The organism is Mesorhizobium sp. LSHC420B00, assembly GCF_000503055.1.
Taxonomy (GTDB): domain Bacteria; phylum Pseudomonadota; class Alphaproteobacteria; order Rhizobiales; family Rhizobiaceae; genus Mesorhizobium.
On sequence record NZ_AYVY01000003.1, the window covers coordinates 1 to 25419 of the forward strand.

At 63.6% G+C, this 25419-nt stretch carries 21 protein-coding genes, 1 tRNA gene, 1 other RNA gene and 2 pseudogenes; 8 read left to right on the top strand and 17 right to left on the bottom strand.

The genetic code is table 11. The annotated features are described in order from the left end of the window. Positions 1-1252 (bottom strand): DNA polymerase III subunit gamma/tau (locus X760_RS47810; RefSeq protein ID WP_023717833.1); only part of this gene is annotated, 1252 nt, incomplete at its 3' end. A 104-nt stretch (positions 1253-1356) separates the two neighbouring features. Then, positions 1357-1453: signal recognition particle sRNA small type (ffs, locus tag X760_RS74435), an RNA gene on the bottom strand. Positions 1454-1810: 357 nt separating this feature from the next. Here ffs and X760_RS47815 point away from each other — a divergent pair. The 3 genes from X760_RS47815 to X760_RS47825 are packed head-to-tail and all read left to right on the top strand — an operon-like array spanning position 1811 to position 3538. After that, the gene (locus X760_RS47815) at positions 1811-2230 is read left to right on the top strand and encodes an HIT family protein (RefSeq protein WP_023717834.1); all 420 of its coding nucleotides are present in this window, start codon (positions 1811-1813) and stop codon (positions 2228-2230) included. Between the two features lie 38 nt (positions 2231-2268). Next, positions 2269-3210, top strand: a complete 942-nt coding sequence (nudC, locus tag X760_RS47820; RefSeq protein WP_023717835.1) for an NAD(+) diphosphatase — start codon at positions 2269-2271, stop codon at positions 3208-3210. 25 nt (positions 3211-3235) lie between these two features. Continuing rightward, the gene (locus tag X760_RS47825) at positions 3236-3538 is read left to right on the top strand and encodes a Dabb family protein (RefSeq protein WP_023717836.1); all 303 of its coding nucleotides are present in this window, start codon (positions 3236-3238) and stop codon (positions 3536-3538) included. A 25-nt stretch (positions 3539-3563) separates the two neighbouring features. On the opposite strand, the gene X760_RS47830 is transcribed toward X760_RS47825, so the two are convergent. From X760_RS47830 to X760_RS47875, 9 genes and pseudogenes are all read right to left on the bottom strand, one after another. Next, positions 3564-4505 carry a glyoxylate/hydroxypyruvate reductase A gene (locus X760_RS47830; protein ID WP_023717837.1) on the bottom strand — a complete coding sequence of 314 codons (942 nt, stop codon included), beginning with the start codon at positions 4503-4505 and terminating at the stop codon, positions 3564-3566. Positions 4506-4600: 95 nt separating this feature from the next. After that, positions 4601-6229, bottom strand: coding sequence for an ABC transporter ATP-binding protein (locus X760_RS47835; protein ID WP_023717838.1), 1629 nt, complete (start codon positions 6227-6229; stop codon positions 4601-4603). Then, the gene (locus X760_RS47840; RefSeq protein ID WP_023717839.1) at positions 6226-6480 is read right to left on the bottom strand and encodes a hypothetical protein; all 255 of its coding nucleotides are present in this window, start codon (positions 6478-6480) and stop codon (positions 6226-6228) included. Before X760_RS47840 ends, X760_RS47835 begins: the two co-directional genes overlap by 4 nt. Next, complete coding sequence (locus X760_RS47845; protein WP_023717840.1) at positions 6480-6713, bottom strand: hypothetical protein; 234 nt, start codon at positions 6711-6713, stop codon at positions 6480-6482. The genes X760_RS47840 and X760_RS47845 overlap by 1 nt, the downstream gene beginning before the upstream one ends. A gap of 120 nt (positions 6714-6833) precedes the next feature. Beyond that, a pseudogene (locus X760_RS47850) lies at positions 6834-7894 on the bottom strand (ABC transporter permease). Further along, entirely contained in the window at positions 7894-8988 is a 1095-nt protein-coding gene (locus tag X760_RS47855) for a microcin C ABC transporter permease YejB (protein WP_023717841.1), read from the bottom strand. Before X760_RS47855 ends, X760_RS47850 begins: the two are co-directional and overlap by 1 nt. Positions 8989-9267: 279 nt before the next feature. Continuing rightward, the gene (locus X760_RS47865) at positions 9268-11136 is read right to left on the bottom strand and encodes an extracellular solute-binding protein (RefSeq protein WP_023717843.1); all 1869 of its coding nucleotides are present in this window, start codon (positions 11134-11136) and stop codon (positions 9268-9270) included. After that, positions 11136-13019, bottom strand: coding sequence for an extracellular solute-binding protein (locus tag X760_RS47870; RefSeq protein ID WP_023717844.1), 1884 nt, complete (start codon positions 13017-13019; stop codon positions 11136-11138). Before X760_RS47870 ends, X760_RS47865 begins: the two co-directional genes overlap by 1 nt. Before the next feature lie 173 nt (positions 13020-13192). After that, entirely contained in the window at positions 13193-13846 is a 654-nt protein-coding gene (locus X760_RS47875; protein ID WP_023717845.1) for a cytochrome c family protein, read from the bottom strand. 192 nt (positions 13847-14038) lie between these two features. On the opposite strand from X760_RS47875, the gene X760_RS47880 reads away from it, so the two are divergent. Both X760_RS47880 and X760_RS47885 read left to right on the top strand, forming a co-directional pair. Then, the gene (locus tag X760_RS47880) at positions 14039-14767 is read left to right on the top strand and encodes a 3-deoxy-manno-octulosonate cytidylyltransferase (protein ID WP_023717846.1); all 729 of its coding nucleotides are present in this window, start codon (positions 14039-14041) and stop codon (positions 14765-14767) included. Between the two features lie 32 nt (positions 14768-14799). Next, positions 14800-15663, top strand: coding sequence for a prephenate dehydratase (locus X760_RS47885; RefSeq protein ID WP_023717847.1), 864 nt, complete (start codon positions 14800-14802; stop codon positions 15661-15663). Between the two features lie 49 nt (positions 15664-15712). Here the strand turns inward: X760_RS47885 and X760_RS47890 are convergent, their stop codons facing one another. After that, complete coding sequence (locus tag X760_RS47890; RefSeq protein ID WP_023717848.1) at positions 15713-16072, bottom strand: hypothetical protein; 360 nt, start codon at positions 16070-16072, stop codon at positions 15713-15715. A 54-nt stretch (positions 16073-16126) separates the two neighbouring features. Beyond that, positions 16127-17071, bottom strand: a complete 945-nt coding sequence (locus X760_RS47895; RefSeq protein WP_023717849.1) for a methyltransferase domain-containing protein — start codon at positions 17069-17071, stop codon at positions 16127-16129. 108 nt (positions 17072-17179) lie between these two features. On the opposite strand from X760_RS47895, the gene X760_RS47900 reads away from it, so the two are divergent. Both X760_RS47900 and X760_RS47905 read left to right on the top strand, forming a co-directional pair. Then, positions 17180-18190 carry a ligase-associated DNA damage response exonuclease gene (locus tag X760_RS47900; protein WP_023717850.1) on the top strand — a complete coding sequence of 337 codons (1011 nt, stop codon included), beginning with the start codon at positions 17180-17182 and terminating at the stop codon, positions 18188-18190. Between the two features lie 235 nt (positions 18191-18425). After that, a complete protein-coding gene (locus X760_RS47905) occupies positions 18426-20027 on the top strand; it encodes a cisplatin damage response ATP-dependent DNA ligase (RefSeq protein ID WP_023717851.1) in 1602 nt (533 codons plus the stop codon). Between the two features lies 1 nt (position 20028). Here the strand turns inward: X760_RS47905 and X760_RS47910 are convergent, their stop codons facing one another. Beyond that, complete coding sequence (locus X760_RS47910; RefSeq protein ID WP_023717852.1) at positions 20029-21192, bottom strand: hypothetical protein; 1164 nt, start codon at positions 21190-21192, stop codon at positions 20029-20031. 383 nt (positions 21193-21575) lie between these two features. On the opposite strand from X760_RS47910, the gene X760_RS47915 reads away from it, so the two are divergent. Continuing rightward, a tRNA-Thr gene (locus X760_RS47915) sits at positions 21576-21651 on the top strand. 35 nt (positions 21652-21686) lie between these two features. On the opposite strand, the gene X760_RS77815 is transcribed toward X760_RS47915, so the two are convergent. From X760_RS77815 to X760_RS47925, 3 genes and pseudogenes are all read right to left on the bottom strand, one after another. Then, a complete protein-coding gene (locus X760_RS77815; RefSeq protein WP_245278540.1) occupies positions 21687-21869 on the bottom strand; it encodes a hypothetical protein in 183 nt (60 codons plus the stop codon). A gap of 115 nt (positions 21870-21984) precedes the next feature. After that, positions 21985-22314: pseudogene (locus X760_RS77820) on the bottom strand (LysE family transporter); the annotation flags it as partial. A gap of 300 nt (positions 22315-22614) precedes the next feature. Further along, entirely contained in the window at positions 22615-25299 is a 2685-nt protein-coding gene (locus tag X760_RS47925; RefSeq protein ID WP_023717855.1) for a LuxR family transcriptional regulator, read from the bottom strand. Positions 25300-25419 lie beyond the last annotated feature (120 nt).

The following is a 25419-nucleotide window of genomic DNA, read 5'->3' on the forward strand; positions in this document are numbered from 1 at the left end:
CGGGGCTTGCGGGGCCGGGGCTTGCCGGCGCGCCATTCGCGCGCGGCGCGGAGCCGGGCAGCGAAACGCCGCTCTCCAGCGATCTCAGCGCCTCGTCCAGCGTCGGCAGGTCGGCGGCATGCGCCAACCGGATCAGCACCATCTCGGCGGCGCTGACTGGACGGTTGGAAGTCTGCACCTCGGGAATGCCTTTCAAAAGCATCTGCCATGTCCGCGACAGCACCTTGACCGACAGCGTCCTGGCGAAATCGGCGCCGCGCCGGCGCTCGTCCTCGGACAGCGAGGCGTCGTCGACAGCAGCCGGCACGAAGCGCAGACGGGTGACCAGATGGTTGAACTCGGCAAGGTCGGTCAGCACCGCGGCAGGATCGGCGCCGGTATCGTACTGGGCACGGAATTCGGCAAGCGCGGCGGCGACGTCGCCCTTGATGACATGTTCGAACAGGTCGACGATGCGGGCACGGTCGGCCAGGCCCAGCATGGCGCGGACCGCTTCGGCGCTGACCGCGCCGCCGCCATGGGCGATCGCCTGGTCGAGGATGGACTGCGCGTCACGCATCGAGCCTTCGGCCGCGCGCGCGATCATCGCCAGCGCATCGTCTTCGACTTCGATGCCCTCCAGACCCGCTATCCTGGCAAGGTCGGCCTTGATCATTGCCGCATCGATGCGCCTGAGGTCGAAACGCTGGCAGCGCGACAGGACGGTGATCGGCACCTTGCGGATTTCGGTGGTGGCGAAGATGAACTTGACGTGCGGCGGCGGCTCTTCCAGCGTCTTCAGCAGGCCGTTGAAGGCCTGGTTGGAAAGCATGTGCACTTCGTCGATGATGTAGACCTTGTAGCGCGCCGATACCGAGGCGTAGCGCACGCGTTCGATGATGTCCCTGATGTCGTCGATGCCGGTATGCGAGGCGGCGTCCATCTCGATGACGTCGACATGGCGGCCTTCCATGATCGCCTGGCAATGCTCGCCGAGCACGGCAAGGTCGACTGAAGGCTGGTCGACGGTCGATGTTTTATAGTTCAGGGCCCGCGCCAGTATGCGCGCGGTCGTCGTCTTGCCGACGCCGCGCACGCCGGTCAGCATCCAGGCCTGGGCGATGCGGCCGGTGGCAAAGGCATTGGTCAAGGTGCGGACCATCGGCTCCTGGCCGATCAGTTCGGAGAAATTCGACGGTCGGTATTTGCGCGCCAGCACGCGATAGGCGGCAGGCTTGTCCGATTTCCCGGCGTCGTTTCCGGCTTCGCTCATTCGCCCGTTAAGCTCCAAGGGCTGCCACTGGAGGCGGCCGATTCCTGCGCATAGTTTCGCCCGCACGGCTTGGCGCCGTCAATGTCGGGGCAAAAGGCGAAGAGGCGGGAGGCTGGAACAATGACCCGTTCCGGGCTCGTTAGGGCTGCTTCCTTCCGGACCTGACCCGGTTGGCGAGTGGACCGTCCACCACCAACCTCCCGGCCTCCATATCGGCAATCCGGCGATGAAATGCAAGTGCGGATGATAGGAGTCGTGCGCGACGGCGAAAGCTGAAACCAAAAACCCGCCTCGGCGGGCGGGTCGTTGGTGCGAATAATCACCATAGCGACATTAGTAGCATAGCTGCCGGCACAAAGCAAGAACAAAATGTGGCTGCGGTCAAAATTGTCGACCTCGGCGGGGCAGCGCCAACCGTATGCAATGCCCTGGTCCTCGGTTCTTCGCGCACAATCAGCGCCACGACGGCCAATGTTGCTTGCTGCCCCTTGCGGCCCCCCGGTAGCCGCTCTAGCGTCGATAAAGTTCAAAAAACGTCAAAATGCGAGGGAAACGCCGATGCTGCCGGGCCTCAAGGCAGGATTCACGCTTGACGCTCAGCTGGAAGCCGACAGCGAACAGCTGATGTGGCTCGGCCTGTGCGAATTGCGCGTCATGAACGACCGCCGCTGGCCGTGGCTGCTGCTGGTGCCGCAGCGGCCGGGCATCGAGGAAATCCACGACATGACGCCGCTCGACCAGGCGATGCTGACCTTCGAGACCAACATGGTGGCGCTGGCGCTGAAGCGGGTGACCGGCTGCACCAAGATCAACACCGGCGCGCTCGGCAACATCGTGCGGCAGTTGCACGTGCATGTTATCGCGCGCTCGGAAGGCGATCCCGGCTGGCCCGGCCCGGTGTGGGGGCACGGCCTGCGCGAGCCCTACCAGCGCTCCGACATTCGCAAGTTTGCGGAAAAGATCAAGGCAGCGCTATAAGCCTCTCCCGTGTCCATCTTGAACCTTCCTGAGTCCGCATGAGCTTTAGCCTGTTTGACGCGCCCTTGCGCGAGCCGAGCCAGTTCGTCGGCTTCGCCGGCAACATCATCGACCGGCAATCCGAAAACCGCGCCGACGATTCCGTCGAAAAGGCGCTCGCCGATCCGACGACTCGGCTTTTGCTGATGCATGGCGGCCGGCTCTATCTGAAGCTTGCGCAAGACGCATTCGATCCCTGGTTCGGCGTGGCCGAAAGCCGGCCGCTCGAGGCATCGCTCGAAAACGGCGTCCTGCTCGGTTTTTCCGAAAGTGGCCCGGTGCTGGCGGTGCCGGCCGCGGTCGAGCCCGAGCAGCTTCCCGAGACGATCAAGGCGATCGACTATCGCTCGGTCTATATGCAGGGGCTGATCGACGAAGCGGCGGCCGGCGCGCTGGCGCAAGGGGCGGCGCTGCTCGCCTGGCATGCCAGCCATCGCTTCTGCAGCAAATGCGGCACCGAAGCCGAGATGCGGGCCGGCGGCTACAAGCGGCATTGCCCGGCCTGCGGTACGGAGCACTTTCCGCGCACCGACCCGGTGGCGATCATGCTGACGGCGACGCGCGAAAAATGCCTGCTCGGCCGCGGCCGGCATTTCGGGCCCGGCATGTATTCGGCGCTCGCCGGTTTCATCGAGCCGGGCGAGACGATCGAGGCGGCGGTGCGCCGCGAAACGCTGGAGGAAGCCGGCATCCGGCTCGGCCGCGTCGTCTACCACGCCAGCCAGCCCTGGCCGTTTCCCTATTCGCTGATGATCGGCTGCTTCGGCGAACCGCTCAACGACGACATCCACCCCGACCTCAACGAGCTGGAAGACTGCCGCTGGTTCTTTCGCGACGAGGTGCTGTCGATGCTGGCCAGGGAACATCCGGGCGGCCTGGTGACGCCGCCGAAAGGGGCGATCGCCTATAACCTGATCCGCGCCTGGGCCGACAGCGCGTGACACGAAGACATCGCAGGAGCAAAAAATGATCCGTCACACCGTCGTGTTCACGCTAAAACACCCGCCGCACTCGCCTGAGGAAAAAAGGTTCCTCGCCGATGCCAAGAGGATCCTCACGGCGATAAAGGGCGTCACGCATTTCGAGCAGTTGCGGCAGGTCAGCCCCAAGAACGAGTACCGCTTCGGCTTCTCGATGGAGTTCGCCGATCAGCGGGCTTACTCCGGCTACAACGATCATCCCGACCACGTCGCCTTCGTCCGCGACCGCTGGATCCCCGAGGTCGAGGCGTTTATGGAGATCGACTACGTGCCGCTCGGCTGGGGCTGAGACGGGGAAGCGGCGCTCCAAAAAATCAATACCCCGCGTCGCGGTCCACCACATTTTCCAGCGCTTCGCCGCGCTCGAAGGCGTCCATCTGGCGCAGCATGATCGGCGCCAGGTGGACCGGATCGGAAGTTGCCGCCGCATGCGGCGTCACGAACACTTTAGGATGGTTCCATAGTGGGCTGGTCTTCGGCAGCGGCTCGACCTCGAACACGTCGAGGCTGGCTTCCTTCAGCGTGCCGTCGTCCAGTGCGCGCAGAATGTCGGCGTCCTTCTGCAGCCTGCCGCGCCCGGCATTGATCAGCACCGAGCCGCCGAGGCCGTTGCGCTTGCGCAGCTCCTTCAGCACGCCGTGGTTGATGATGCCGTGCGTCTGCGGCGTCAGCGGCAGAAGCACCACCAGGATGTCGGTAGCGTTGAGGAACGGGATCAGGCCGGCCTCGCCCGCATAAGTCGAGACACCTTGCATCGGCCGATCGCTGCGCGACCAGCCATTGACCGGAAAGCCGAGCGACAACAGCACCGACGCCGCCGCGCGGCCGAGCGTGCCGAGCCCCATAATGCCGACCGAGATGTCGCTGGCCGGCCGCTGCTGCGGTTCGTGCCAGATCTTCTTCTGCTGCTGGGCGCGGTAGAGCATGCCCTGGCGATGGTGGTCGAGCACCCGCCAGACGACGTATTCGGTCATGTACTGGGTCAGGTTGTCGGCCACCACCTTGACGACCGGAACGTCGGGCAAGGTGGGATCGGCGAAGATGTGGTCGACGCCGGCGCCGATCGAGAAGATGGCGCGCAGATTGGGCAGCGACGACAACAGGTTCGGCCGCTGTTTCCACACCACCGCATAGGTGATCGACGGATCGGCGGCGCCATTCGGCTCGAGCACCACTTCGCGCTCCGCCGACAGCAGTTCGCGCCAGCGCAGCGGATGAATACCGGTGAGGGCAAGCAGGATGCGGCCTTTTTCCATTGCGGATTGTTTTTCCTTTTTACCAACAGCGTTCGCGTCCCGACGTGCAAGGGCGCGGCAGCGTTTTGATTTTGTGCATGATCTCTGGCGAAAATCTACTCGCTAACGATGCCGACCGGCGCCGTTTCGATCTTGAAGGCGGCCGAGATCAACGCCTTTGTATAGTCGGTCCGCGGGTTGCCAAAAATCTGTTCGGAAGGTCCGGCTTCGACGATCCTGCCATTGCGCATGACGATGACTTCATTGGCGAGCGCGCGGATGACCCTCAGATCGTGGCTGATGAAGAGATAGGCGAGGTCGTGCTTGGCCTGCAGGCTGCGCAAGAGGTCGACGACCTGCGCCTGCACGCTCATGTCGAGCGCCGAGGTCGGCTCGTCCAGCATGACGAAGCGCGGGTTGAGCACCATGGCGCGCGCGATGGCGACGCGCTGGCGCTGGCCGCCGGAGAATTCGTGCGGATAGCGGTTGCGCGTCGCCGGATCGAGGCCGACTTCCTGCAGCACGTCGACGACACGCTCGTCGCGCGCATCGGGCGACAGTTTCGGCTCGTGGATCTTCAACCCTTCCTCGATGATCTCGGCGACCGACATGCGCGGGCTGAGCGAGCCGAACGGATCCTGGAAGACGATCTGCAGTTCGCGCCGCAGCGGCCGCATTTCGTTGAAGGATAGCTGATCGATGCCGCGTCCGTTGAACTGGATATTCCCGGTCGACGAGATCATCCTGGCCAGCGCCAGGCCGAGCGTCGTCTTGCCGGAGCCGGATTCGCCGACGACGCCAAGCGTCTGACCGGCCCGCACGGTGACGTCGATGCCGTCGACCGCCTTCACATTGTCGACGGTGCGCCGGAAGAAGCCCTTCTTGATCGGAAACCAGACCTTGACGTCGTTGCCGACCATCACTGGCTTGGCGGCCTGGTTGGCCGCCGGCGGCTTGCCCTTCGGCTCGGCGGCAAGCAGATGCCGGGTGTAGGCGTGCTGCGGATTGGCGAATATCTCCTTGGTCGGGCCGGTCTCGACGATCTTGCCCTTGGTCATCACGCAGACCCGGTCGGCGATCTTCCTGACGATGCCGAGATCGTGGGTGATGAACAGCATCGACATGTTCTTGCGGCTTTTCAGGCCGGCGAGCAATTCGAGGATCTGCGCCTGGACGGTGACGTCGAGCGCCGTCGTCGGCTCGTCGGCGATCAACAGTTCAGGCTCGTTGGCCAGCGCCATGGCGATCATGACGCGCTGGCGCTGGCCGCCGGAAAGCTGGTGCGGATAGGCGTCGAGCCGCTTCTCCGGTTCGCGGATGCCGACCTCGTGCAGAAGTTCCAGCGTGCGCGCCTTGGCGGTGCGATCCCCCAGGCCCTGGTGCAATTTCAGCACCTCGACGATCTGCTGCTCGATCGTGTGCAGCGGGTTGAGCGAAGTCATCGGCTCCTGGAAGATCATGGTGATCTTGTTGCCGCGCACACGGCGCAAGTCTCTCTCGTCCGTGGCCAGCAGGTCGGCGCCGAGGAACAGGATCTTTCCCGAGGGGTGGCTGGCGGTCGGATAGGGCAGCAGCTTCAGCACCGACAGCGCGGTGACCGACTTGCCGGAGCCGGATTCGCCGACCAGCGCCACCGTCTCGCCCTTGGCGAGGTCGAAGGAAATATGGTCGACGGCGATCGACTGGTTGCCGCCTTGCGTGAAGGCGACGCTGAGGTCTTGTATGGAAAGGAGAGGGGCGGTCATGGCTCAACTTCCGCGACAACCCTGTCCAAGGCGGAAATTTCCTGTCGCATGATCGAAATTTTGACTGCCATTTGAGGGGGGACGAGACGATTTGGTGCGATAGAATAGGTCTCTTTCAATCTCGTGTCCGCGGTCTGCTTTCTGCCGTCGTTCAGTGAAATGAGCTGAAGCAGTTTTTTTGCAAGCGCATCGTTGTTTTCAAAGGCATAGATGAAAATGTTGGTGTCGACATAAAGCCGGACTGCAGCCATCAATCCTCCCACTCATCGCGGAGGGCACGAACACGCGCGACAGCCTCGTCGAGGCTTGTTCCCGGCGCGTTGGCCTGAGCATTCCGCATGAGTTCAAGCAATTGTTCGCGGCCAAGAGGCCTGTTGGCCTCCTCTTCCACTGTCACTTTGACCGAGGCGCTCGGAGCTGTGCCCCTTCGCAGTTCATCCGGGAGCTTCGATGCCGGGTAGTGTTCAAGGATGACCCTATTCATAACCCTTTCCTTCCCCGACGTGCGGCTTGACGGACTGAACCGACGCCAACACCGTCATGGGTCCGGGTTCGCTCGATATCGGCCGGAATATAACATGCCGAATGCCAGCCCGCATCGCTCTCATCTGAACGTCTTGCGCGGATCGAAAGCGTCGCGGGTGGCCTCGCCGACGAAGACCAGCAGCGACAGCATCAGCGAGATGACGACGAAGCCGGAAATGCCGAGCCATGGCGCGTTGAGATTGCGCTGTGCCTGCTTCAACAACTCGCCGAGCGAGGCGGAGCCGGGCGGCAGGCCGAAGCCGAGATAGTCGAGCGAGGTCAGCGTCGAAATCGAGCCGCTAAGCAGGAAGGGCAAGAAGGTCAGAGTCGCCACCATGGCATTGGGCAGCAGATGCCGGAACATGATGGTGATATTGGACACGCCGAGCGCGCGCGCCGCATTGACATATTCGAAATTGCGGGCGCGCAGGAATTCGGCCCTTACCACGCCGACCAGTGCCACCCAGGAAAACAGCAGCATCAATCCGAGCAGGATGAAGAAGCCGGGCGGCAGGATGGCGGCGACGATCAAGAGCAGATACAGCACCGGGATCGCCGACCAGATCTCGATGAAGCGCTGGAACAGAAGGTCGGTCCAGCCGCCGAAATAGCCCTGCAGAGCGCCGGCCGCCACGCCGATCAGCGCCGAGCCGGCAGTCAGAACCAGGCCGAACAGCACCGAGATCCTGAAGCCGTAGATGACGCGCGCCAGCACGTCGCGGGCCTGGTCATCGGTGCCCAGCCAGTTCCAGTTGCCGACGTTGCAGTTGGGGTCTGCCTCGCCTTTCGGATACTGGTTGCAGCGCGTCTNGGCGGCCAGATCATCCAGCCATTGGCGTTGATCTCGTCCTGGATGACCGGGTCGCGGTAGTCGGTGACCGCATAGAAGCCGCCGAACTTCTCCTCGGGATAGGCGACCAGGACCGGAAACAGGATCTCGCCCTTGTAGGAGGCGATGATCGGCTTGTCGTTGGCGATCAGTTCGGAAACCAGCGACAGCACGAACAGGAACAGGAAAATCCACAACGACCAGTAGCCGCGCCGGTTGGACTTGAAGTTCTGCAGGCGGCGCTGGTTGAGCGGCGACAGAAAGGGCCGCGCGATCCGAGGCGGCGCCGTTTCGGCTGTGGCCTGCGCCATCAGACGTCTCTCCGCTCGAAGTCGATGCGCGGATCGACCCAGGTATAGATCAGATCGGACAGCAGCCCGACGAACAGGCCAAGCAGCGAGAAGATGTAGAGATTGGCGAAGACCACCGGATAATCGCGCTGCACCACCGAGTTGAAGCCGAGCAGGCCGAGGCCGTCGAGCGAAAAGATGTTCTCGATCAGCAGCGAGCCGGTGAAGAAGGCCGAGATGAAGGCGCCGGGAAAACCGGCAATGACGATCAGCATGGCGTTGCGGAAGACGTGGCCGTAGAGCACCTGCCGCTCCGACAGGCCCTTGGCGCGGGCGGTGACCACATATTGTTTGCGGATTTCCTCGAGGAAGGAATTCTTGGTCAAAAGCGTCGTCGTGGCGAAGGCCGACAGCACCAGCGCCGTCAGCGGCAGGGTCATGTGCCAGAAATAGTCGACGATCCTGGCCGGCCACGACAGCTGGTCCCAATTGTCGGAGGTGAGGCCGCGCAGCGGAAACCAGTCCCAGAACGAGCCGCCGGCAAACAGCACCATCAGCAATATGCCGAACAGGAAGCCTGGAATGGCGTAACCGACGATGACGACGCCGCTGGTCCAGACGTCGAAGGTGGAGCCGTCCTTGACCGCCTTGCGGATGCCGAGCGGGATCGAAATCAGATAGGACAAAAGCGTGATCCACAGCCCGATCGAGATCGACACCGGCATCTTTTCCAGGATCAAGTCGAGCACCGAAATGTCGCGGAAGTAGCTGTCGCCGAAATCGAAGCGGAGATAGTTCCACAGCATCATGCCAAAGCGCTCGAGCGGCGGCTTGTCGAAGCCGAACTGCTTCTCCAGCTTCTTGATGAATTCCGGATCGAGCCCTTGCGCGCCGCGGTATTTCGAGCCGACGTCGCCGGCCACATCGAAATTGGCGCCGCCGGCATCACCGCCGCCGCCACCGAGGCGATCGCTGCCGCCCTGGTTGGTCAGCCTGGCAATGACCTGCTCGACCGGCCCGCCAGGCGCGAACTGGATGACGGCGAAGGACACCGCCATGATGCCGAACAAGGTCGGGATCATCAGCAGCATGCGGCGCAGTATATAGGCGCCCATCAGTTTTTACCCTCCTTAGGGAGGACCACTGTGGCTGGGGGTGCCCCCGAGGCAATCGCTTCAGGCCAATTGTCGACGCCGGCGCCGCCTCTCATTGTCCTGCCGGACATTTCTCCCCGTATAGTGACGGGGAGAAAGGGGCTGGCCGTAGTCTCGGCGCTTTTGTTGCCATGTTTGTGGTTGGCGAAATCCTCGATGAAAGCCCCCCTCTCCCCGTCGCTATACGGGGAGAGGATGCCGGCAGGCAGGTGAGGGGCGGCGCCAACGCCCGCAAGAAATTCAGCCTTTGCCAATCTTTGCCGCCTTGTCCCTGTCAAACCACCACAGCGCTTCCATCGCGAAGCCGTAGTCGGGTTTCGTTTCGTCGAAACCGAACATGTCCCAGAAGGCCACGCGGTGATTCGCCGAATACCAACTAGGAATCCAGTCCATGCGCGCGCGCAAGACCCGATCCAGCGAACGCAGCACTGTCGTCAGTTCCTGACGGTTTTTGACGCGGTCTATCGCCTCGACAAGCATGTCGATCGCCGGGTCTGCCGTGCCGGACAGATTGCGCGATCCCTGCAGGTTGGCCGAGCGTGAATGGAAGATGCCGTCCATTCCCTCCCGTGTTGGCGTCGGCGAGAACAGCACCGCCATCGCTATCATGTCGAAATCGAAGCTCGCCTGCCTGGCTTGGTGCTGTGCCGACTCGACCAGGCGGATTGAGGCGTCGAAGCCGATGGCCTTCAAATTCTCCGCCCACGGCCCATAGATGCGCACCAAACCTTCGTCGTCAGCAAGGATTTCTAACCTGAAAGTTTCGCCGGCGGCATTCTGGAAAAATTGACCGGACCGTTTCCATCCCGCGTCAGCCATCAGCTTTTGCGATGCGCGCAGCAATTTCCGGTCACGGCCGCTGCCGTCGGATGGGGGCAGAGCATAGACTTCGCCGAAGACTTCAGGCGCAAGCTTGTCGCGAAGCGGTTCCAGCAGCGTCAGTTCGTCAGGAGACGGTACGCCGGTGGCTTTGAATTCCGATCGTTCGAAATTGGATTGCGAACGATCATAGAGGCCGTAGAACAGCGATTTGTTGGTCCATTCGAAATCGAAGCACAACGCAATGGCGCGGCGCACGCGCATGTCCCGAAACCGTTCGCGCCGCTGGTTCAAGGCTGTCGCGTACATTAACGGGCGCTTTTCGGAAGGAAACTCGCGTTTAACCACCTTGCCCGCGGTGAGCGCCGGAAAATCGTAGCCGGTAGCCCATACGCGCGACGTTGCCTCTTCGCGGAAATGGACTTCGCCCTTCTTGAAAGCCTCGAAAGCCGCCTGACGGTCGCCATAGAACTCTATGCGCAGCTTGTCGAAATGGAACTGTCCTTTATTGACCGGCAGGCCGCGGCCCCAATAGTCCACGACGCGCTCGAACTCGATTGTCTGTCCCGGACGCACCAACCCGACCTTGTAAGGGCCGGATCCGAGCGGCGCCTTCATGCGGGAGCTGTCAAACGGGGCGATCGCGAAATATGCCTTGGAGAGGATCGGGAACGTTGCGACATCCAGGATGGTGCGTTCCGATTGCTTGCCCGAAAAAGTCAATCTCAGCGTTCCAGTATCGGCGGCGACGGCTTGGGTCATCTCACGGAGCGGCAGCGAGAGATCGGGATGGCCCTGATCCTTGAAAAGGGTGAACGTATATGCGGCATCCTCTGCGGTCAGCGGCGAGCCGTCATGCCAGCGCGCCTGCGGGCGCAGGGCGAACTCGAACATGTTGCGGTCCGCCGAGATCGTCACGCTTTCAGCCAGCAGTCCATAGATGGAATCCGGCTCGTCCTGTGCGCCGGTCATGAGCGAATCGAAACACATTTCCATGCGCGGCGGGGCGTCACCCTTGGGCACGAAGCTGTTCAGCGTGTTGAAGGTGTAGGGATTCTGGTTGAACACCCATTGCGATGGGCCGAAATTGAAGATGCCGCCCTTGGGCGCGTCGACATTCACATAGTCGAAATGCGGGAAATCAGGAGGATATTTGAGATCGCCGAAGGCCGACAGGCCGTGCAGTTTCACGCCGGTCGGGATCGTGGCGAAAGCCCGGCCGGGCAGCCATGCAGCTGCCGCGGCGGCACCGCTCAGGGCGAGGAAGTCGCGACGGGGCAGCGCCGCCATCAATTGCCACTCTTGTATTTGGCCGCCAGCGCTTTTTCCTTGACCGTATCGATCCACCAGGAATTCTGGTCGACGCCGCTATAGGCGGGCTGCTTTTCCGGCATACCGAACTTGTTCCAGTAGGCGAGCCAGACCACGGCGCGGTAATATTGCGGCACGACGTAGAAATTCCACAACAGCACCCGGTCGAGCGCATGGGTGGCGGCAACCAGATCGTCGCGGTCGGTGGCAAAGATGACACGATCGACCAGCGCATCGACGACCGGGTCCTTAATGCCGGCGTAATTGCGCGATCCCGGCGTATCGGCCGCCTTGGAGCTCCAGAAATCGCGCTGCTCATTGCCGGGAGAGTCGGACTGGCCGAGTATCGAAGTGACCACGTCAAAGTCGAAATGGGTGACGCGGTTGATATACTGGGTCTGGTCGATCAGGCGCAGCGTCGCGTCGACGCCGATCTTGCGCAGATTGGCTATGTAGGGGCTGGCGATGACCTGATCGGTGTCGTTCCAGCCGAGGATTTCGAATTTGAACGGTTCACCGGTCTTGGCGTTGACCATCTTGCCGCCCTTGATCACCCAGCCCGCCTTGGCGAACAGATCGACGGCTGTCTTGAGGTATTTGCGTTCCGCCTGCGGCGTGTCGTAGACCGGCAGCTTGAATTCCTCGGTGAAGAGTTCGGGCGGCAGCTTGTCGCGGTACTGCTCGAGGATTTCGAGTTCCTTGCCTTGCGGCAGGCCGCTCGACGCCAGTTCCGTGCCTTGGAAATAGCTGCTGGTGCGGGTGTTGGAACCGAAGAACAGGGTCCGGTTCATCGTCTCGAAGTCGAACGGGTACATCAGCGCGGCGCGCACCAGACGATCCCTAAACAGCGGGCGCCTGGTGTTGAGCATGAAGGCCTGCATCGGTTCGGGCGACGCGGTCTTGAATTCCTTCTTGATCACGTCGCCGGCCTTGACCGCCGGAAAGTCATAGAATGTGTTCCAGCGCCTTGAACTGTTCTCCGGCTTGATGTCGTCCAACCCGCCCTTGGTGAAGGCCTGCCAGGCGGCATTGTCGTCGAGAAAATAGGTGAAACGCTGCCTGTCGAAATTCTCGCGGCCGATCTTCACCGGCAGCTTGGCCGCCCAGTAGTCGGGCACGCGCTGCCAGATGATTTCGGATCCCGGCTTGAAGCTGGCGATCTTGTAAGCGGCCGAGCCGAGCGGCGGCTCCAACGTGGATTTGGTGACGTCGCGCTTCTTGCCGTTGGCGTCGGTACCTTCCCACCAGTGCTTCGGCAGCACGACGAGGCCGCCGAGGATCTGAGGTAGCTCGCGGTTGCCTTTCTGATTGAAATGGAACTCGACCTCGCGATCGGAGATGGCGACCGCGTCGGTGACGTTTTCGAAATAGCGGCTGTACATCGGGCTGTTGGCCTTCAGCACCTGGAACGACCAGATCACGTCGTCGACGGTGATCGGCTGGCCGTCATGCCACTTCGCCCGCGGATCGAGGCGATAGGTCGCCGAGGAATAGTCGGCTGGATATTTGTAGGCATCGGCGATCAGCGGATGGTTTACGCTGCCCTCGTCCGTCGCCTGCTCCATCAGTGTGTCGTAGAGCAGGCCGCCGCCGAACTGCGCGAAGCCTGCGGCCGGCGAACCCTGCACGATATAGGGATTGAAGCTGTCGAACGTGCCGAGCTGAACCGAATTCAGCGTGCCGCCCTTGGGTGCATCCGGATTGATGTAATCGTAGTGCTGGAAGTTGTCGCCATATTTGGATTCGCCGATCAGCGACGAGGTCGTGCGCCATTCGTCCGCGAGGGCCGCCTGCAGGCCGCCGGCAAAAGCAGCCAGCATAAGCACCGATTTCAGAAGCGTCCGCGCTCGGCCAACCGTCATGCGTTCTCCTCTTCGCGATATAGCGCCGTCACGATAGCGTCTGGGCCCAATCTAGATCATTTGGCGCCGCTGAAAACCGCAACCGAGCGGCTTTGTCGTCGCATATGCATTTTTCCTAACGAAAAAGCCGGGCTGAACCCGGCTTTTTCAAGGATTATGTCATTACAGTTTTGTTATTTTGCGGGTGCAGCCGGAGCGGCTGGCGCCGCGCCTTCTGCCGGCTTGGCAGGGGCTGCACCTTCGGCCGGCTTGGCGGGCGCGTTTTCGGCCGAGGCGCCGGGCGCCGGCAGCGGCTTCGGATTGTCCGACAGCGTACGCAGATAGGCGATGACGTTGGCGCGGTCCTCATCTTTCGGCAGGCCGGCGAAACCCATCGCGGTGCCCTTCACGAACTTCTTCGGCGAGGTGATGAAGTGGTTGAGGTTGTCGTAGGTCCACTTCTCGGCGCCGCCCTTGGAAAACTCCTTCATGCCGGCCGAATAGGCAAAGCCCTCATGCTCGGCGACCGGACGGTCGATGATGTCCCAGAGATCGGGGCCGACCTTGTTGGGGCCGCCCTTTTCACCGGAGTGGCAAGCCTGGCATTTCTTGAAGACGGCGGCGCCCGCTTCGGCGTTGGCGGTGGTCAGCAGCTCGGCGATCGGCTTGGCCTCCGCGGCGGGAGCGGCCGGGCCGCCTTCGGCAGGCTCGGTCGCCTCGATGGCAAAGCCGGGCTTTTCCGGCGCCGGCGAGGCAAACAGCGCGTCGGACACGATGCCAACGGAAAAGACAATGAACACCGTGCCGAGGAAAGCGGCGAGCAGCTTGTTGACTTCGTTGGAATCCATACGCCCCAGGCTCCCTTTTCCGGCGGACTGATCCGTCCACTCCGTCCGTCGGTATCGTGAACCACCCTGCGAGGCGGTCAAATCGCGCGGAAACTAGGTCTTTTGCTCCGGCGTTGCAACACCTATAAGGGCGCTGCCAGTGAGACCTTTTGCCACTTTTGTCCTCCTCTTTTTCGAGCCTCTGCCCGCCTCATGTCCACCCTCATCCTGATCCCGGCCCGCATGGCCTCGACCCGCCTGCCGGGCAAGCCGCTGGCCAACATCGCCGGCACTCCGATGATCGTCCACGTCGCCCGCCGTGCTGCCGAGGCCGGCCTCGGCCGGGTCGTCGTCGCCACCGATACGCAAAGCGTCGCGGAGGCGGTGCGCGCGCATGATTTCGAGGCGGTGATGACGCGGGCGGACCACGAAACCGGCTCCGACCGCATCTTCGAAGCGCTGACCATTCTCGACCCTGGCAACAGCGTCGAGACCATCGTCAATGTGCAGGGCGATCTGCCGACCATCGAGCCCCTTGTTATCGGCGCCGCGCTTAAGCCTTTCGAGAACGCAGCGGTCGACATCGCCACGCTCTGCGTCGAGATCGTCCGCGACGAGGAAAAGACCAATCCGAACGTCGTCAAGCTGGTCGGCTCGCCACTCTCGGCGACGCGGCTCAGGGCGCTCTATTTCACCCGCGCCACCGCCCCCTGGGGCGAAGGCCCGCTCTACCATCATATCGGCCTCTATGCCTATCGCCGCGCCGCACTCGAACGCTTCGTTGCGTTGAGGCCGTCGCCGCTGGAGCGCCGCGAGCGGCTGGAGCAGTTGCGGGCGCTCGAGGCCGGCATGCGCATTGATGCGGAGATCGTGCAGTCGGTGCCGCTTGGCGTCGATACGCCGGACGATCTCGAACGCGCCAGGGCACTCCTTTCCAACTAAGAAATTCTTCCCCAATTCCCGAGACTCTGCGCATGCCTGAAAAGACCAACAAAATATCCTTCCAGGGCGAGCCGGGCGCCAATTCCGACACCGCCTGCCGCAACATGTTCCCGTCGATGGAGCCGTTGCCGTGCCCGACCTTCGAGGACGCCTTCAACGCGGTCGAGACCGGCAAGGCCGATCTGGCGATGATCCCGATCGAGAACACCATTGCTGGCCGCGTCGCCGACATCCATCACCTCTTGCCGGAATCGAAGCTGCACATCATCGGCGAATATTTCCTGCCGATCCACTTCCAGCTGATGGTGCTGCCCGGCGTCAGGCGCGACGAGATCAGGACCGTGCACAGCCACATCCACGCGCTCGGCCAATGCCGCAAATACATCCGCAAGAACGGCTGGAAGGCGACGGTTGCCGGCGACACGGCGGGCGCCGCCAAGATGGTCGCCGCGATGAAGGACCGCACCATGGCCGCGCTGGCGCCGGCGCTGGCCTCGACCCTCTACGGGCTCGACATCATCGAAGAGAATGTCGAGGACACCGACAGCAACGTCACCCGCTTCGTCGTGCTGACCAAGAACAAGCAATGGGCCGAGCGCCCCTCCGCCGACGCCCGGATGATGACGACCTTCATCTTCCGCGTCCGCAACGTGCCTGCCGCGCTCTACAAGGCGATGGGCGGCTTCGCCACCAACGGCATCAACATGACCAAGCTGGAAAGCTACCAGCTCGGCGCGTTTACAGCGACGCTGTTCTACGCCGACATAGAGGGCCATCCCGACGATCCGCTGGTGAAGCTGGCGCTCGACGAGTTGCGCTTTTTCTCGCGCGAAATGCGCATTCTCGGCGTCTATCCCGCCAGCGCCTCGCGCGAGCAATGGAAGGTGGCGGATTAGGTCACTATTCGCTGCCGACCGACCTCCAACCGGGCAAATCACCTGGCGTCTAGCTTGGCAGACCGAGCTTGTTCTGCTTGGCCGGCTTGCCGCATTCGCGGCGGCTGATCGACCGGTTCATGGCGTCGATCTTGCCGCTTGCCTGGTCGGCGTCACGCTTGGCTTTTGAGCGGATGTCCGGCGTGAACGGGCCAAAGCCCGTCGCCGGGTTGGAGAAAGACGGCTTGGCGTCCACCGGCAAATGATATTGCTGCGCCAGGCCGTTTCGTTGCGCCAGCAATTGATCGCAAGGCACCTTGTCGTATAGCAGCGAGGACTGGACGTTTTCGTCCTGCCGTTCGGACATCGAATTGCCGACGCAGCCGGCCATCGCCAGGCAAGACGCCAAGACCATCATGTTCCAGCGCATGAACGTGCTCCTTGTCTTTCGCAGCTGCCGCTCTCCTGCGCAGCGGCAGGAGTCTTAGCCAGATTTTACGCTGCCGGAAAGCAAGCTTGCCACTACGGCCAGCCCTTCGACCGGTTCGCGGCGATCCTGCCGGATAATCGTTGCCTGCAGCGACAGGACCGAAAAGTCGTTGGCGTCCAGAACCCGCTCTACATAGCTTTGCGAATGCGCGTAGCGGCGCGACGGCTGCAAGGCGAAATCGCCGCTGCCACACGAGTCGCCGCCGGCGAGCGTCTCGACGGAGAACGCAAACAGACCGCCGCCGGCAAGCATTCCGGCAATCTTGTTCACCACCCTGTCGAGTGCGCCGACATAGATGAACACATCGGCCACCATCACCAGATCGGCTTTCGGGCCAGAATAGCAAAAATCCTGCAGGTCCGTCTTGACGAGCAGATCGTAGACGCCTTTGGCACGCGCCTGCCTGAGCATGCCGGCCGAGATGTCGTAACCCTCCAGCCGATCGGCGATCGGCCGCAGTCTCTGGCCCATGAGGCCGGTGCCGCAGCCGAGATCGAGCGCCAGCGAAAACCGGCCCGGCCGTGCTGCCCGGATGGCTCGGTCGAGACATTCGGGCAGACGATAGCCTAGCCTGTCGACCAGCTCACCCTCGAAGCTTCCGGCATAGTGGTCGTACAGCGTCTCGACAAAGGCGCTGGGCGGCGCCTGGGCGGCCGCTGCCTTGCCGATCAATTGCAGCTTGAGCACCGCGCCGAGCCTGTCCGCCGGGTCGAGCTGCAGCGCCGTCGTCCAGGCCTGCGCAGCGAGATCGGGCGCGCCCGCCGCCTCCTGCATCTCACCGAGGCGGAACCAGCCGGCCGGCCATTGCGGCGCCAGTTCGAGCGCGCCGAGCAGCAATTCCGACGCTGCCGCGTGATCGCCGGACGCATGGAGCATATCGGCATAGTCGGCGCGGCGGTCGGCGGTCAAATCGCCGGACGAGGTCTGGAGCGGTTTCATGGCGATCAGGTTCCGCCGGTGTTTTGCGGCCGGCCTGCGCTCTATGCTGGAGTCAGCAGTGACTTACAACAGGCTTCCCGCGCCGGAATTAGCGCCTATCTTGGGGCCATGCGCGCCAGCGACCTGCTTCATCCCCGGCCAGAAGGGCTGTATTGCCCGCCCGGCGATTTCTTCATCGACCCGGTGCGGCCGGTCAACCGGGCGCTGATAACGCACGGCCATTCCGACCATGCCCGCTCCGGCCACCGCTCGGTGATGGCGACGCAGCAGACGCTCGACATCATGGGGCTGCGCCACGGCGAAGGTTTTGCTGGAACGACGCAAGCCGCCGTGCTCGGCGAGACGATTACGCTCGACGGCGTCACCGTCAGCTTTCACCCGGCCGGCCATGTGCTGGGCTCGGCGCAGATCAAGGTCGCGCACCAGGGCACATGCATCGTCGCGTCGGGCGACTATAAACGCCAGAAGGACGCGACCTGCGAGCCGTTCGAGCCGCTCAAATGCGACGTCTTCATCACCGAGGCGACGTTCGGCCTGCCGGTGTTCCGCCATCCGCCCGATACCGAAGAGATCGCGCGGCTGCTGAAATCGACCGAGCAGTTTCCCGAGCGCACGCATCTGGTCGGCGCCTATGCGCTCGGCAAGGCGCAGCGCGTCATGCGCCTGCTGCGCGATGCCGGCTACGAAAAGCCGATCTACATCCATGGCGCGCTGGCCAAGCTCAGTGAATACTACCAGAGCCAGGACATCGATCTCGGCACACTGGAACCGGCGACCGTCGAGAGCGGTGCGAAACGCGACTTTGCCGGCGCCATCGTCGTCGGCCCGCCATCCGCGTTCGCCGATCGCTGGGCGCGGCGTTTTCCCGATCCGATGTCGTGCTTCGCCTCAGGCTGGATGCGCATCCGCCAGCGCGCCAAGCAGGGCGGCGTCGAGCTGCCGCTGATCATCTCCGATCACTCCGACTGGGACGAGCTGATCGCGACGATCAAGGAGACCGGCGCCGAAGAAATCTGGGTGACGCATGGCCGCGAGGAGGCGCTGGTGCGCTGGTGCGAACTCGAAGGCATCGCCGCCAAGCCGCTGCATCTGGTTGGCTATGAGGACGAGGGCGATTGAGGATGCGAGGTTCGATGGTCACCTGCGCAGAGCTCTACGCCGCCCCCCTTTGTCCTGCCGGACATCTCCCCCACTTGGGGGGAGATTGGATGTCGCGCCGGATTTCGCCAACCACTAACGTTGCAGGACGGGCGGCAACGACGAAACTGCCAATCTCCCCCCAAGTGGGGGAGATGTCCGGCAGGACAGAGGGGGGCGCGACAGAACGCGAGGCTGGCCCCTTGGCGCTCCACTCATGAACCGCTTCGCCGAGCTTCTCGACCGGCTGGTGCTGACGCCGTCGCGCAACGGCAAGCTGACGCTTTTGACCGACTATTTCCGCGGCGTCGAGGATCCGGATCGCGGGCTGGCGCTGGCGGCCATTACCGGCGATCTGTCGATCGCCGCGGTCAAGCCGGCAATGCTGCGCACGCTGGTCGTCGAGCGCATGGATCCGGTGCTGTTCGGCTATTCCTACGATTATGTCGGCGATCTGGCCGAGACCGTGTCGCTGGTCTGGCCGCAAGCGCCGGTCGACATTGCGAACCACGAGCCGACGCTGGCCGAGGTGGTGGCGAAGCTGCAGGCGGCGAGCCGTTCCGACGGGCCGCAGGTGCTGGCCCGGCTGCTCGACAGCGCCAGCACTTCGGCGCGCTTTGCCATCATAAAGCTAGTCACCGGCGGCCTGCGCATCGGCGTCTCGGCGCGGCTGGCCAAGCAGGCGCTGGCCGATTTCGGCAAGGTCGATATCGCTGAGATCGAGGAACTCTGGCACGGGCTGACGCCGCCTTATACGGCGCTGTTCGCCTGGCTGGAGGGCAAGGCGGAAAAACCCAGGAAAACGGCGCTGGCGCTGTTCAGGCCGGTGATGCTGTCGAATGCCGTCGGTGACGGCGACCTCGAAAAGCTCGACCCGGCCGACTACGCGGCCGAATGGAAATGGGACGGCATCCGCGTCCAGGCAGTTTGCGAAGGCGGCATTCGCCGGCTCTATTCGCGCACCGGTGACGACGTTTCCGGCGCCTTTCCGGATCTTGCCGAGGCGATGGATTTTTCCGGCGCCCTCGATGGCGAGCTTCTGGTCGGTGACCCCAGGCAGGCGACGGGCACGTTCTCGGACCTGCAGCAGCGGCTGAACCGCAAGAGCGTGTCACCCAAGATCCAGCAGCAATACCCGGCCTTCATGCGCTGCTACGATGCGCTGCAGATCGGCGACGAGGATGTGCGCGGACTTCCCTTCCGCGAACGGCGCGGCCGGCTCGAGGCCTTTGTGAGGACACTCGATCCGAGCCGCTTCGATCTGTCGCCGCTGGTCGAATTCACCAACTGGCAGGCGCTGGAGGAATTGCGCCGCAAGCCGCTGCATCCGGTCATCGAAGGCGTCATGCTGAAGCGCTGGGATTCGCCTTATGTGGCCGGGCGGCCGAAGGGCCCCTGGTTCAAATGGAAGCGCGATCCGCACACCGTCGACGCCGTGCTGATGTATGCCCAGCGCGGCCACGGCAAGCGCTCGAGCTTCTATTCCGACTACACATTCGGCGTCTGGTCCGGGCCGGAAGGATCGGAAGAGCTGGTGCCGGTGGGGAAAGCCTATTTCGGCTTCACCGACGAAGAACTGAGGCAGATCGACAAATATGTCCGCGACAACACGATCGAGCGCTTTGGCCCGGTCCGCTCGGTGCGTGCCGACCGCAGACAAGGCCTGGTGCTCGAGGTGGCATTCGAAGGGCTCAACCGCTCGACGCGGCACAAATCGGGCGTCGCCATGCGCTTTCCGCGCATTTCACGACTGCGCTGGGACAAGCCGGCAGCCGAAGCCGACCGCATCGAGACGCTGCAGGCGCTGCTGGACAGTTAACTTAAGGAAGGACTGAAACGCGGATCTCGTAGATGTCGACCGACTTGCCCTGCTTGTCGAAGTCGGAATTGATGGCGATGGTGCCGGCAGCGCCCGGACGCTTGTCGGGAAGGCGCACGTCGAACAGATATTCATTGCGCTCGCGACCGACCGCATAGCGCTTGCGGCCACAGTCGCCGAGTTCGCCGAAATTGCAGTCGACGGAAATCTGCGTCTCCTGCCCCTCCTCGGAGCGTGCGATGATGTCGAATGTGGCATGCTTGCCGGCGATCCTCTCCAGCACGCCTTGCCCGACGTCGAAGCTGATGGCCGAGCCGGATGCGCCCGAGCGGATGCGCAGGAAGGAACCGCTTTCGTCCTGGACAACGTCGGCCTTGGCGTCCGACGGCGCATTGACCTGCGTCGGGTCGCCCGGCGAAAACACGTTGATCCAGTCGCGCGCCTGGTCCTCCTCGCCCTGCTTTGGCGGCGAAGCGGTGTCATCCGGCGTGAAATCGTCGCCGTCGACCGTTGGCGGCACTTCCGGCGGCGCCGTGTCGAGTTCGGTTGCCGATTTGAAGACGCCGGTCTGGTTGGCGAAATAAAGGCCGATGCCGGCGGCTGCGAGCAGCGTCACACCGAGGAAGATCGCGGTCAAAGGCAGGCGCCGCCGCCTCGCCCGCCGGTCGTCGCGGTCGGGCGTCACTTCCGCATCGTCGGTTTCGACGTCGGCTTCGGTCGGAGCCGAGGCCCCCATGTCGATCACCGGCACTTCGGCAACAGGTGCATCGGGCATGATGTCGGGGACGACCGGCAGGACGCGCGACCGAGGCGCATCGGATTCGGGCGGCTGCGCCGGACCGTCAACGACGACATCGGGCGACGGCACGGGCTCGGCTTCGGTTTCGGTTTCAGCTGGAGGCTCCACCGCCGGTGCTGTCTCCAAACTGTCGGTCGGCGCGGCGACGTCGGGAACCGCCGGCAGGAATTCCGATTCGATTTCGGTGATCTTGGCCTGGACCGCCTTGCGGCGCTTGATGGCGACCTCCACGGTGACGTTTGGATTGGCCTGCAGGGCACGGTCGAGTGCCGCGAAAGCCGATCGATAGACCCGCTCGCGAAACGCCCGGTCGTCGGCATTGCCTTTCTCGAAGGCATTGCGGATCGCTTTTTCGATCGCGTCCAAGCAAATTCCCTCTGCAATTTCACTCACATTGTCATGATCGTTAGCCGCAGGCGACCAATCAATCAACAAGCGAGCGGCCGCATTCTGCCTTGCCGAGGGGTGCAAAGCTCATTTCGGCGGTTTTCGGTAAAGGAATCAACATTTTTCGCTGCTTTTCCGGTCACGGCGGCAACGTGGCGGTCGGGGCGGCCGTGCGAAACGGCGTCGCACGGCCTATGGCGGATCGGCGCGGCTGCTGCCCTTGCGCCCGGCCCGGGACCGATACGATTTGCCAAGCCTCGTCCTTGAATTCGCGGCTGCCATCTTGAATTCAACGCTACCATCTTGAATTAAACGCTGGTTGCGTCTATCACCCAGCCCATCCTGGAAGCTCGGCTTCCCGGGCCGCTTTAGCTCAGTTGGTAGAGCACATCATTCGTAATGATGGGGTCGCGTGTTCGAGTCACGCAAGCGGCACCAAACGACCTATCCCGCGCGCCTCCTTCAACCAGCGCTCAGCCGAGTGGAAAGGCCGACGCCGCCGAGACGAGCGCGAGCATTGCCAGCACGACCCCCGCCGCCCGGCAGATGACCCGATGATGCCGCATCGCGGCAGCGCGCACGACCGGACGCGAAAGGGCGACGGCCAGAAATCCGTACCAGCCTATGTCGATGATGGCGACGATGGCCGCGACCATCAGCATCTCGTTCGAATTCCGGATCGGCAGCATCAGCCCCATGAAGGCGACGGCAAAAGAAAGTGGCGGTTTCAGGCGAGAGAATGCTGATGAGAAACCCGCCGGCAAACAATCCGGCCTGCCGTCTCTGAGGCTCGTCGCCGGCGGCCGGCGGCGCCGTTCTGGCGATGCGCAGGGCCATCCAGCCAAGGACCGCCGCACCGGCGATCTTGACCGCCGGCACCGACAGCGACCCGGAAAGATGAACAGCGCCAAACGCCACCAGGACCGCCAGCACGGCGGTTCCGGCGCCGATCCCGGCCACGAGCGGAATCGTCCTGCCAAAGCCGTGCAGGGAGGCAAGGCTGCCGGTCGCGAGCCCGATCGGGCCTGGTGTGATCATGATCACCGTATATGCCGCCAGGAATTGCAGCATGGCCGTCGACGGCAGAAGCGAATTTGACATTGCAGCCTCCCGTTCGTTGCGTCGATCACAGAGCGGCGAGGAATTCCCGTCGCGCCCCAGCCGCCGGACGCCGGCGGCGGTTCCCCGCACCGCCGCCGTTGCCCGCCTTCGCCCCCGGATCGTGAAGGCGTCGTGGTGTTGGGAGGTCCATCCACGCTGCGAGCAGAAGCCTACGCGGAGCGGCGGGCATGCAAATCGGTACCGCCACCCATTTTTAGGCGGTCGATTTCCCAGTTTTCGCGGAAATTTCGCGGCGGGAACTACCCAGAGCCTGTTCCATCCCGACAGAATCGGCTGGAATCATGGTCCCGTCTGGTGCGGTTCCAACGGATGGGTGCCGGTCAGGAGCCACGGCTCGCCGCGCAGCCGCAGGAGGATTTCCATGCGGTTTGCGGCGTTGAGCTTGCCGAGCAGCGAGGAGACGTGATGCTCGATCGTGCGGGGCGAGCGCGACAAATGTCGCGCGACTTCCTTGTTGCTGATGCCCTGGGCGATCAGGGCGAGCACCTTCTGCTCGTGCTGTGTCAGGCCGAGCGGATGGCGACGGGCCGCCGCATAGGGTCCGCGCTGCACCTTCGGCAGCAGGCCTGACAGGCCCTGACGCTGCGCGAGCTTGCGCGCCAGCGCTGCGGCCGCGGGCGCGTCGATCTCGTCCAGCATCGCCACGGCGCGAGCGAGCGCCGTTCCGGCATCCGCCCCACGAACCTGCATGAGGGCAAGTGCTGCCTCGTAGGGCAGCGAGAAACGCGTCCACTCCGCCGCGGCGGCCTGCGGGTCGCCGACAAGCTCGGCGGACCAGGGCGACGGTATAGGCGCCGATAGCGCCGGCAGCGATCCGGGCATTCCGCATCGACGCCACCAGACCGACAATTCGCCAAGGTCCCTGGGGCGGAAATTGTCGAGGTTCATGGCCGCCAGCTCGGTAAGCTGCGCGTGGCCGGCGCCGATATCCTCGGCAAGCCAGGCCGCCTCCGTCAGCGCCAGGCGAACCGGGACGATACGCTGCGGCTCGCCGGTCGTCTGCCCCTCCGCAAGGGCCTGCTGCAAAAGGTCGACGCCGTCGGTCTCGCCCAGCCTTACGCGGACCGTGCCAAGCACGGTGAGCGCCGGCAAGTGCATCACCATCGGCAGGCGCTCCACATTCATGACGCCCTGAGCGATGGTTGCGGCCTCGCGAAACCGGCCCTGTTCCATGCAAAGCTGCGCCTGCCGGCCGAGCAGGTATTGCGCCGCCGAATCGAGGTCGTGCCTGGTGCAGAATGCGATGCCTTCGGCCAGCAGCCGCTCCGCCAGCTCGAAGTCCTTGGCCACCACCGCGCATTCCGCAAAGTTCGTATAGGCCCGCGCCGCATGGTCGTGGAGCCCGTGCTCGAGCGCCAGGGCAAGGCTTTCCTCCAGCCGCTCACGGCCGCCGGGACGGTCGGCGAACATGAGCGCGGTGCCGACATTGTTGAGGGCGTGAACGCGCGTCTCGACCTCACCCAGCCGATCGGCCAGGCTGATCGCGCGCTCGCCCCATTCGATCGCCTCGTCGAAACGATAGTGCAGCATGTGGAGCTGCGAGCGTGTGCTGTAGGCCATTGCCACTTCGGGACCCGGCGGCAGCCTTTCCACTTCATGCACGGCCTGGTCCGCATACTCTTCCGCCTGCGGACCTTCGCCGCGCCGCCAGTGCAGCCGCGACAGCCAGCGCAAATTGAGCCCTATCTTGTCGACCCGGTCCAGCTGCCGCCAGATAGCGATGGCGCGATGCCGGGCCTCGATGATGGCGTCATAGACAAGCAGCGCCAGGCCGGCCTCGTAGGCCCAGTCCTCGTGCAACTGCGCGGCCAGTTCCGGCGGGGCTTGGTCGACATATCTGAGTGCGGTCGCCAGATGCGAGGCCGCCTCCCGGTGCGCGCCCAGGCGGGCGGCCTGCCTGGCGGCAAGTGGCGCGAGTTCGAGCACGCGTTCGCCATTGTCGGCGCCGCCGGCGTGATGGACGCGGCGCGAAAGCAGAGCGCTTGCCTGCGACGCCGGAACTTCCGAGAGTGCCGCTTCGACCTTGGAATGAAGCAAACGTTGCAGAGAGGGGGAGAGCCGGTCGAGCGTCGCTTCCCTAGCAAGCTCGTGGCGAAATGTCAGCGCGCCCTGATCGTCCCGCCGCAGCAATCCACGGTCGACGCATCGATCCACGAGCGCTTCGGTCTCGTCCCCGAGAAGGGCCCGGATCAGCCACGGCTCAACGCTGCCCGGCATGATGCTCATGACCTCCAGCACGTCGCGCTCTCCAGGCGTCAGGCGCGACAGGCGGGACCACACCGCGTCGCGTATGGAATCGGGCACGCGCGCCGATTCGGTCTCGCTGCTGGACAGGAGCTCGGTAACGAAGAAGGGATTGCCCTCAGTAATGCGGTAAAGCCCGTCGGCGGAACGGCCGGCCTGTTCGGCCAGCATCGTAACCGCCTGGGGAGACAGCGGTTTAAGCGTCACGCGGCGTACGGAGGCGGCGGGAAGATCGCCGAGCACGTGGGTCAGCGGGTGATCGGCGTTCAAGTCCTCTCTGCGCATGCTGAGCACCAGCATGGTGCGGAGCAGGGAGACGCGGCGACCGAGATATCTTACGAGGTCGAGCGTCGCATTATCCGCCCAATGCATGTCCTCGAAGATGAGCACGGTCGTGCCCTTGGCGCGCTGCAGCGCGTTCAGCAATGCCGGGAAAAGCCGCTCCGGGGCTGCGGTCTCCTCAAGCAGCGCTGCCACGCGCGGGTCGAGCAAGTGCGCCATGTCCTGGAGAGGGCCCAATGGACGCGGCGTGAAGAGCGCCTCGCACCAGCCCCACAGCACCCGGCAGTCCCGGTCGGCGTTTTCCGCGAATTCGCGCAGCAGAGAGGTCTTGCCTAGGCCCGCCTCGCCATGCACCAGCACGGTCCCGCCATGTCCGGCAGCAGCTCTCTCGGCCGCGGCCAACAAAGTTCCAAGTGGGTCCTCTCGCTCAAGCAGCATCAAACCCGCGCCTCCAGAACATTGAAGGTACAACAGTAGGCAATGAGTGCAACACGCTCATTTCACATGACCTCACATGACCGCGGCGATTTGGCAAATCACCCTTGGGAAGCGGGCGTT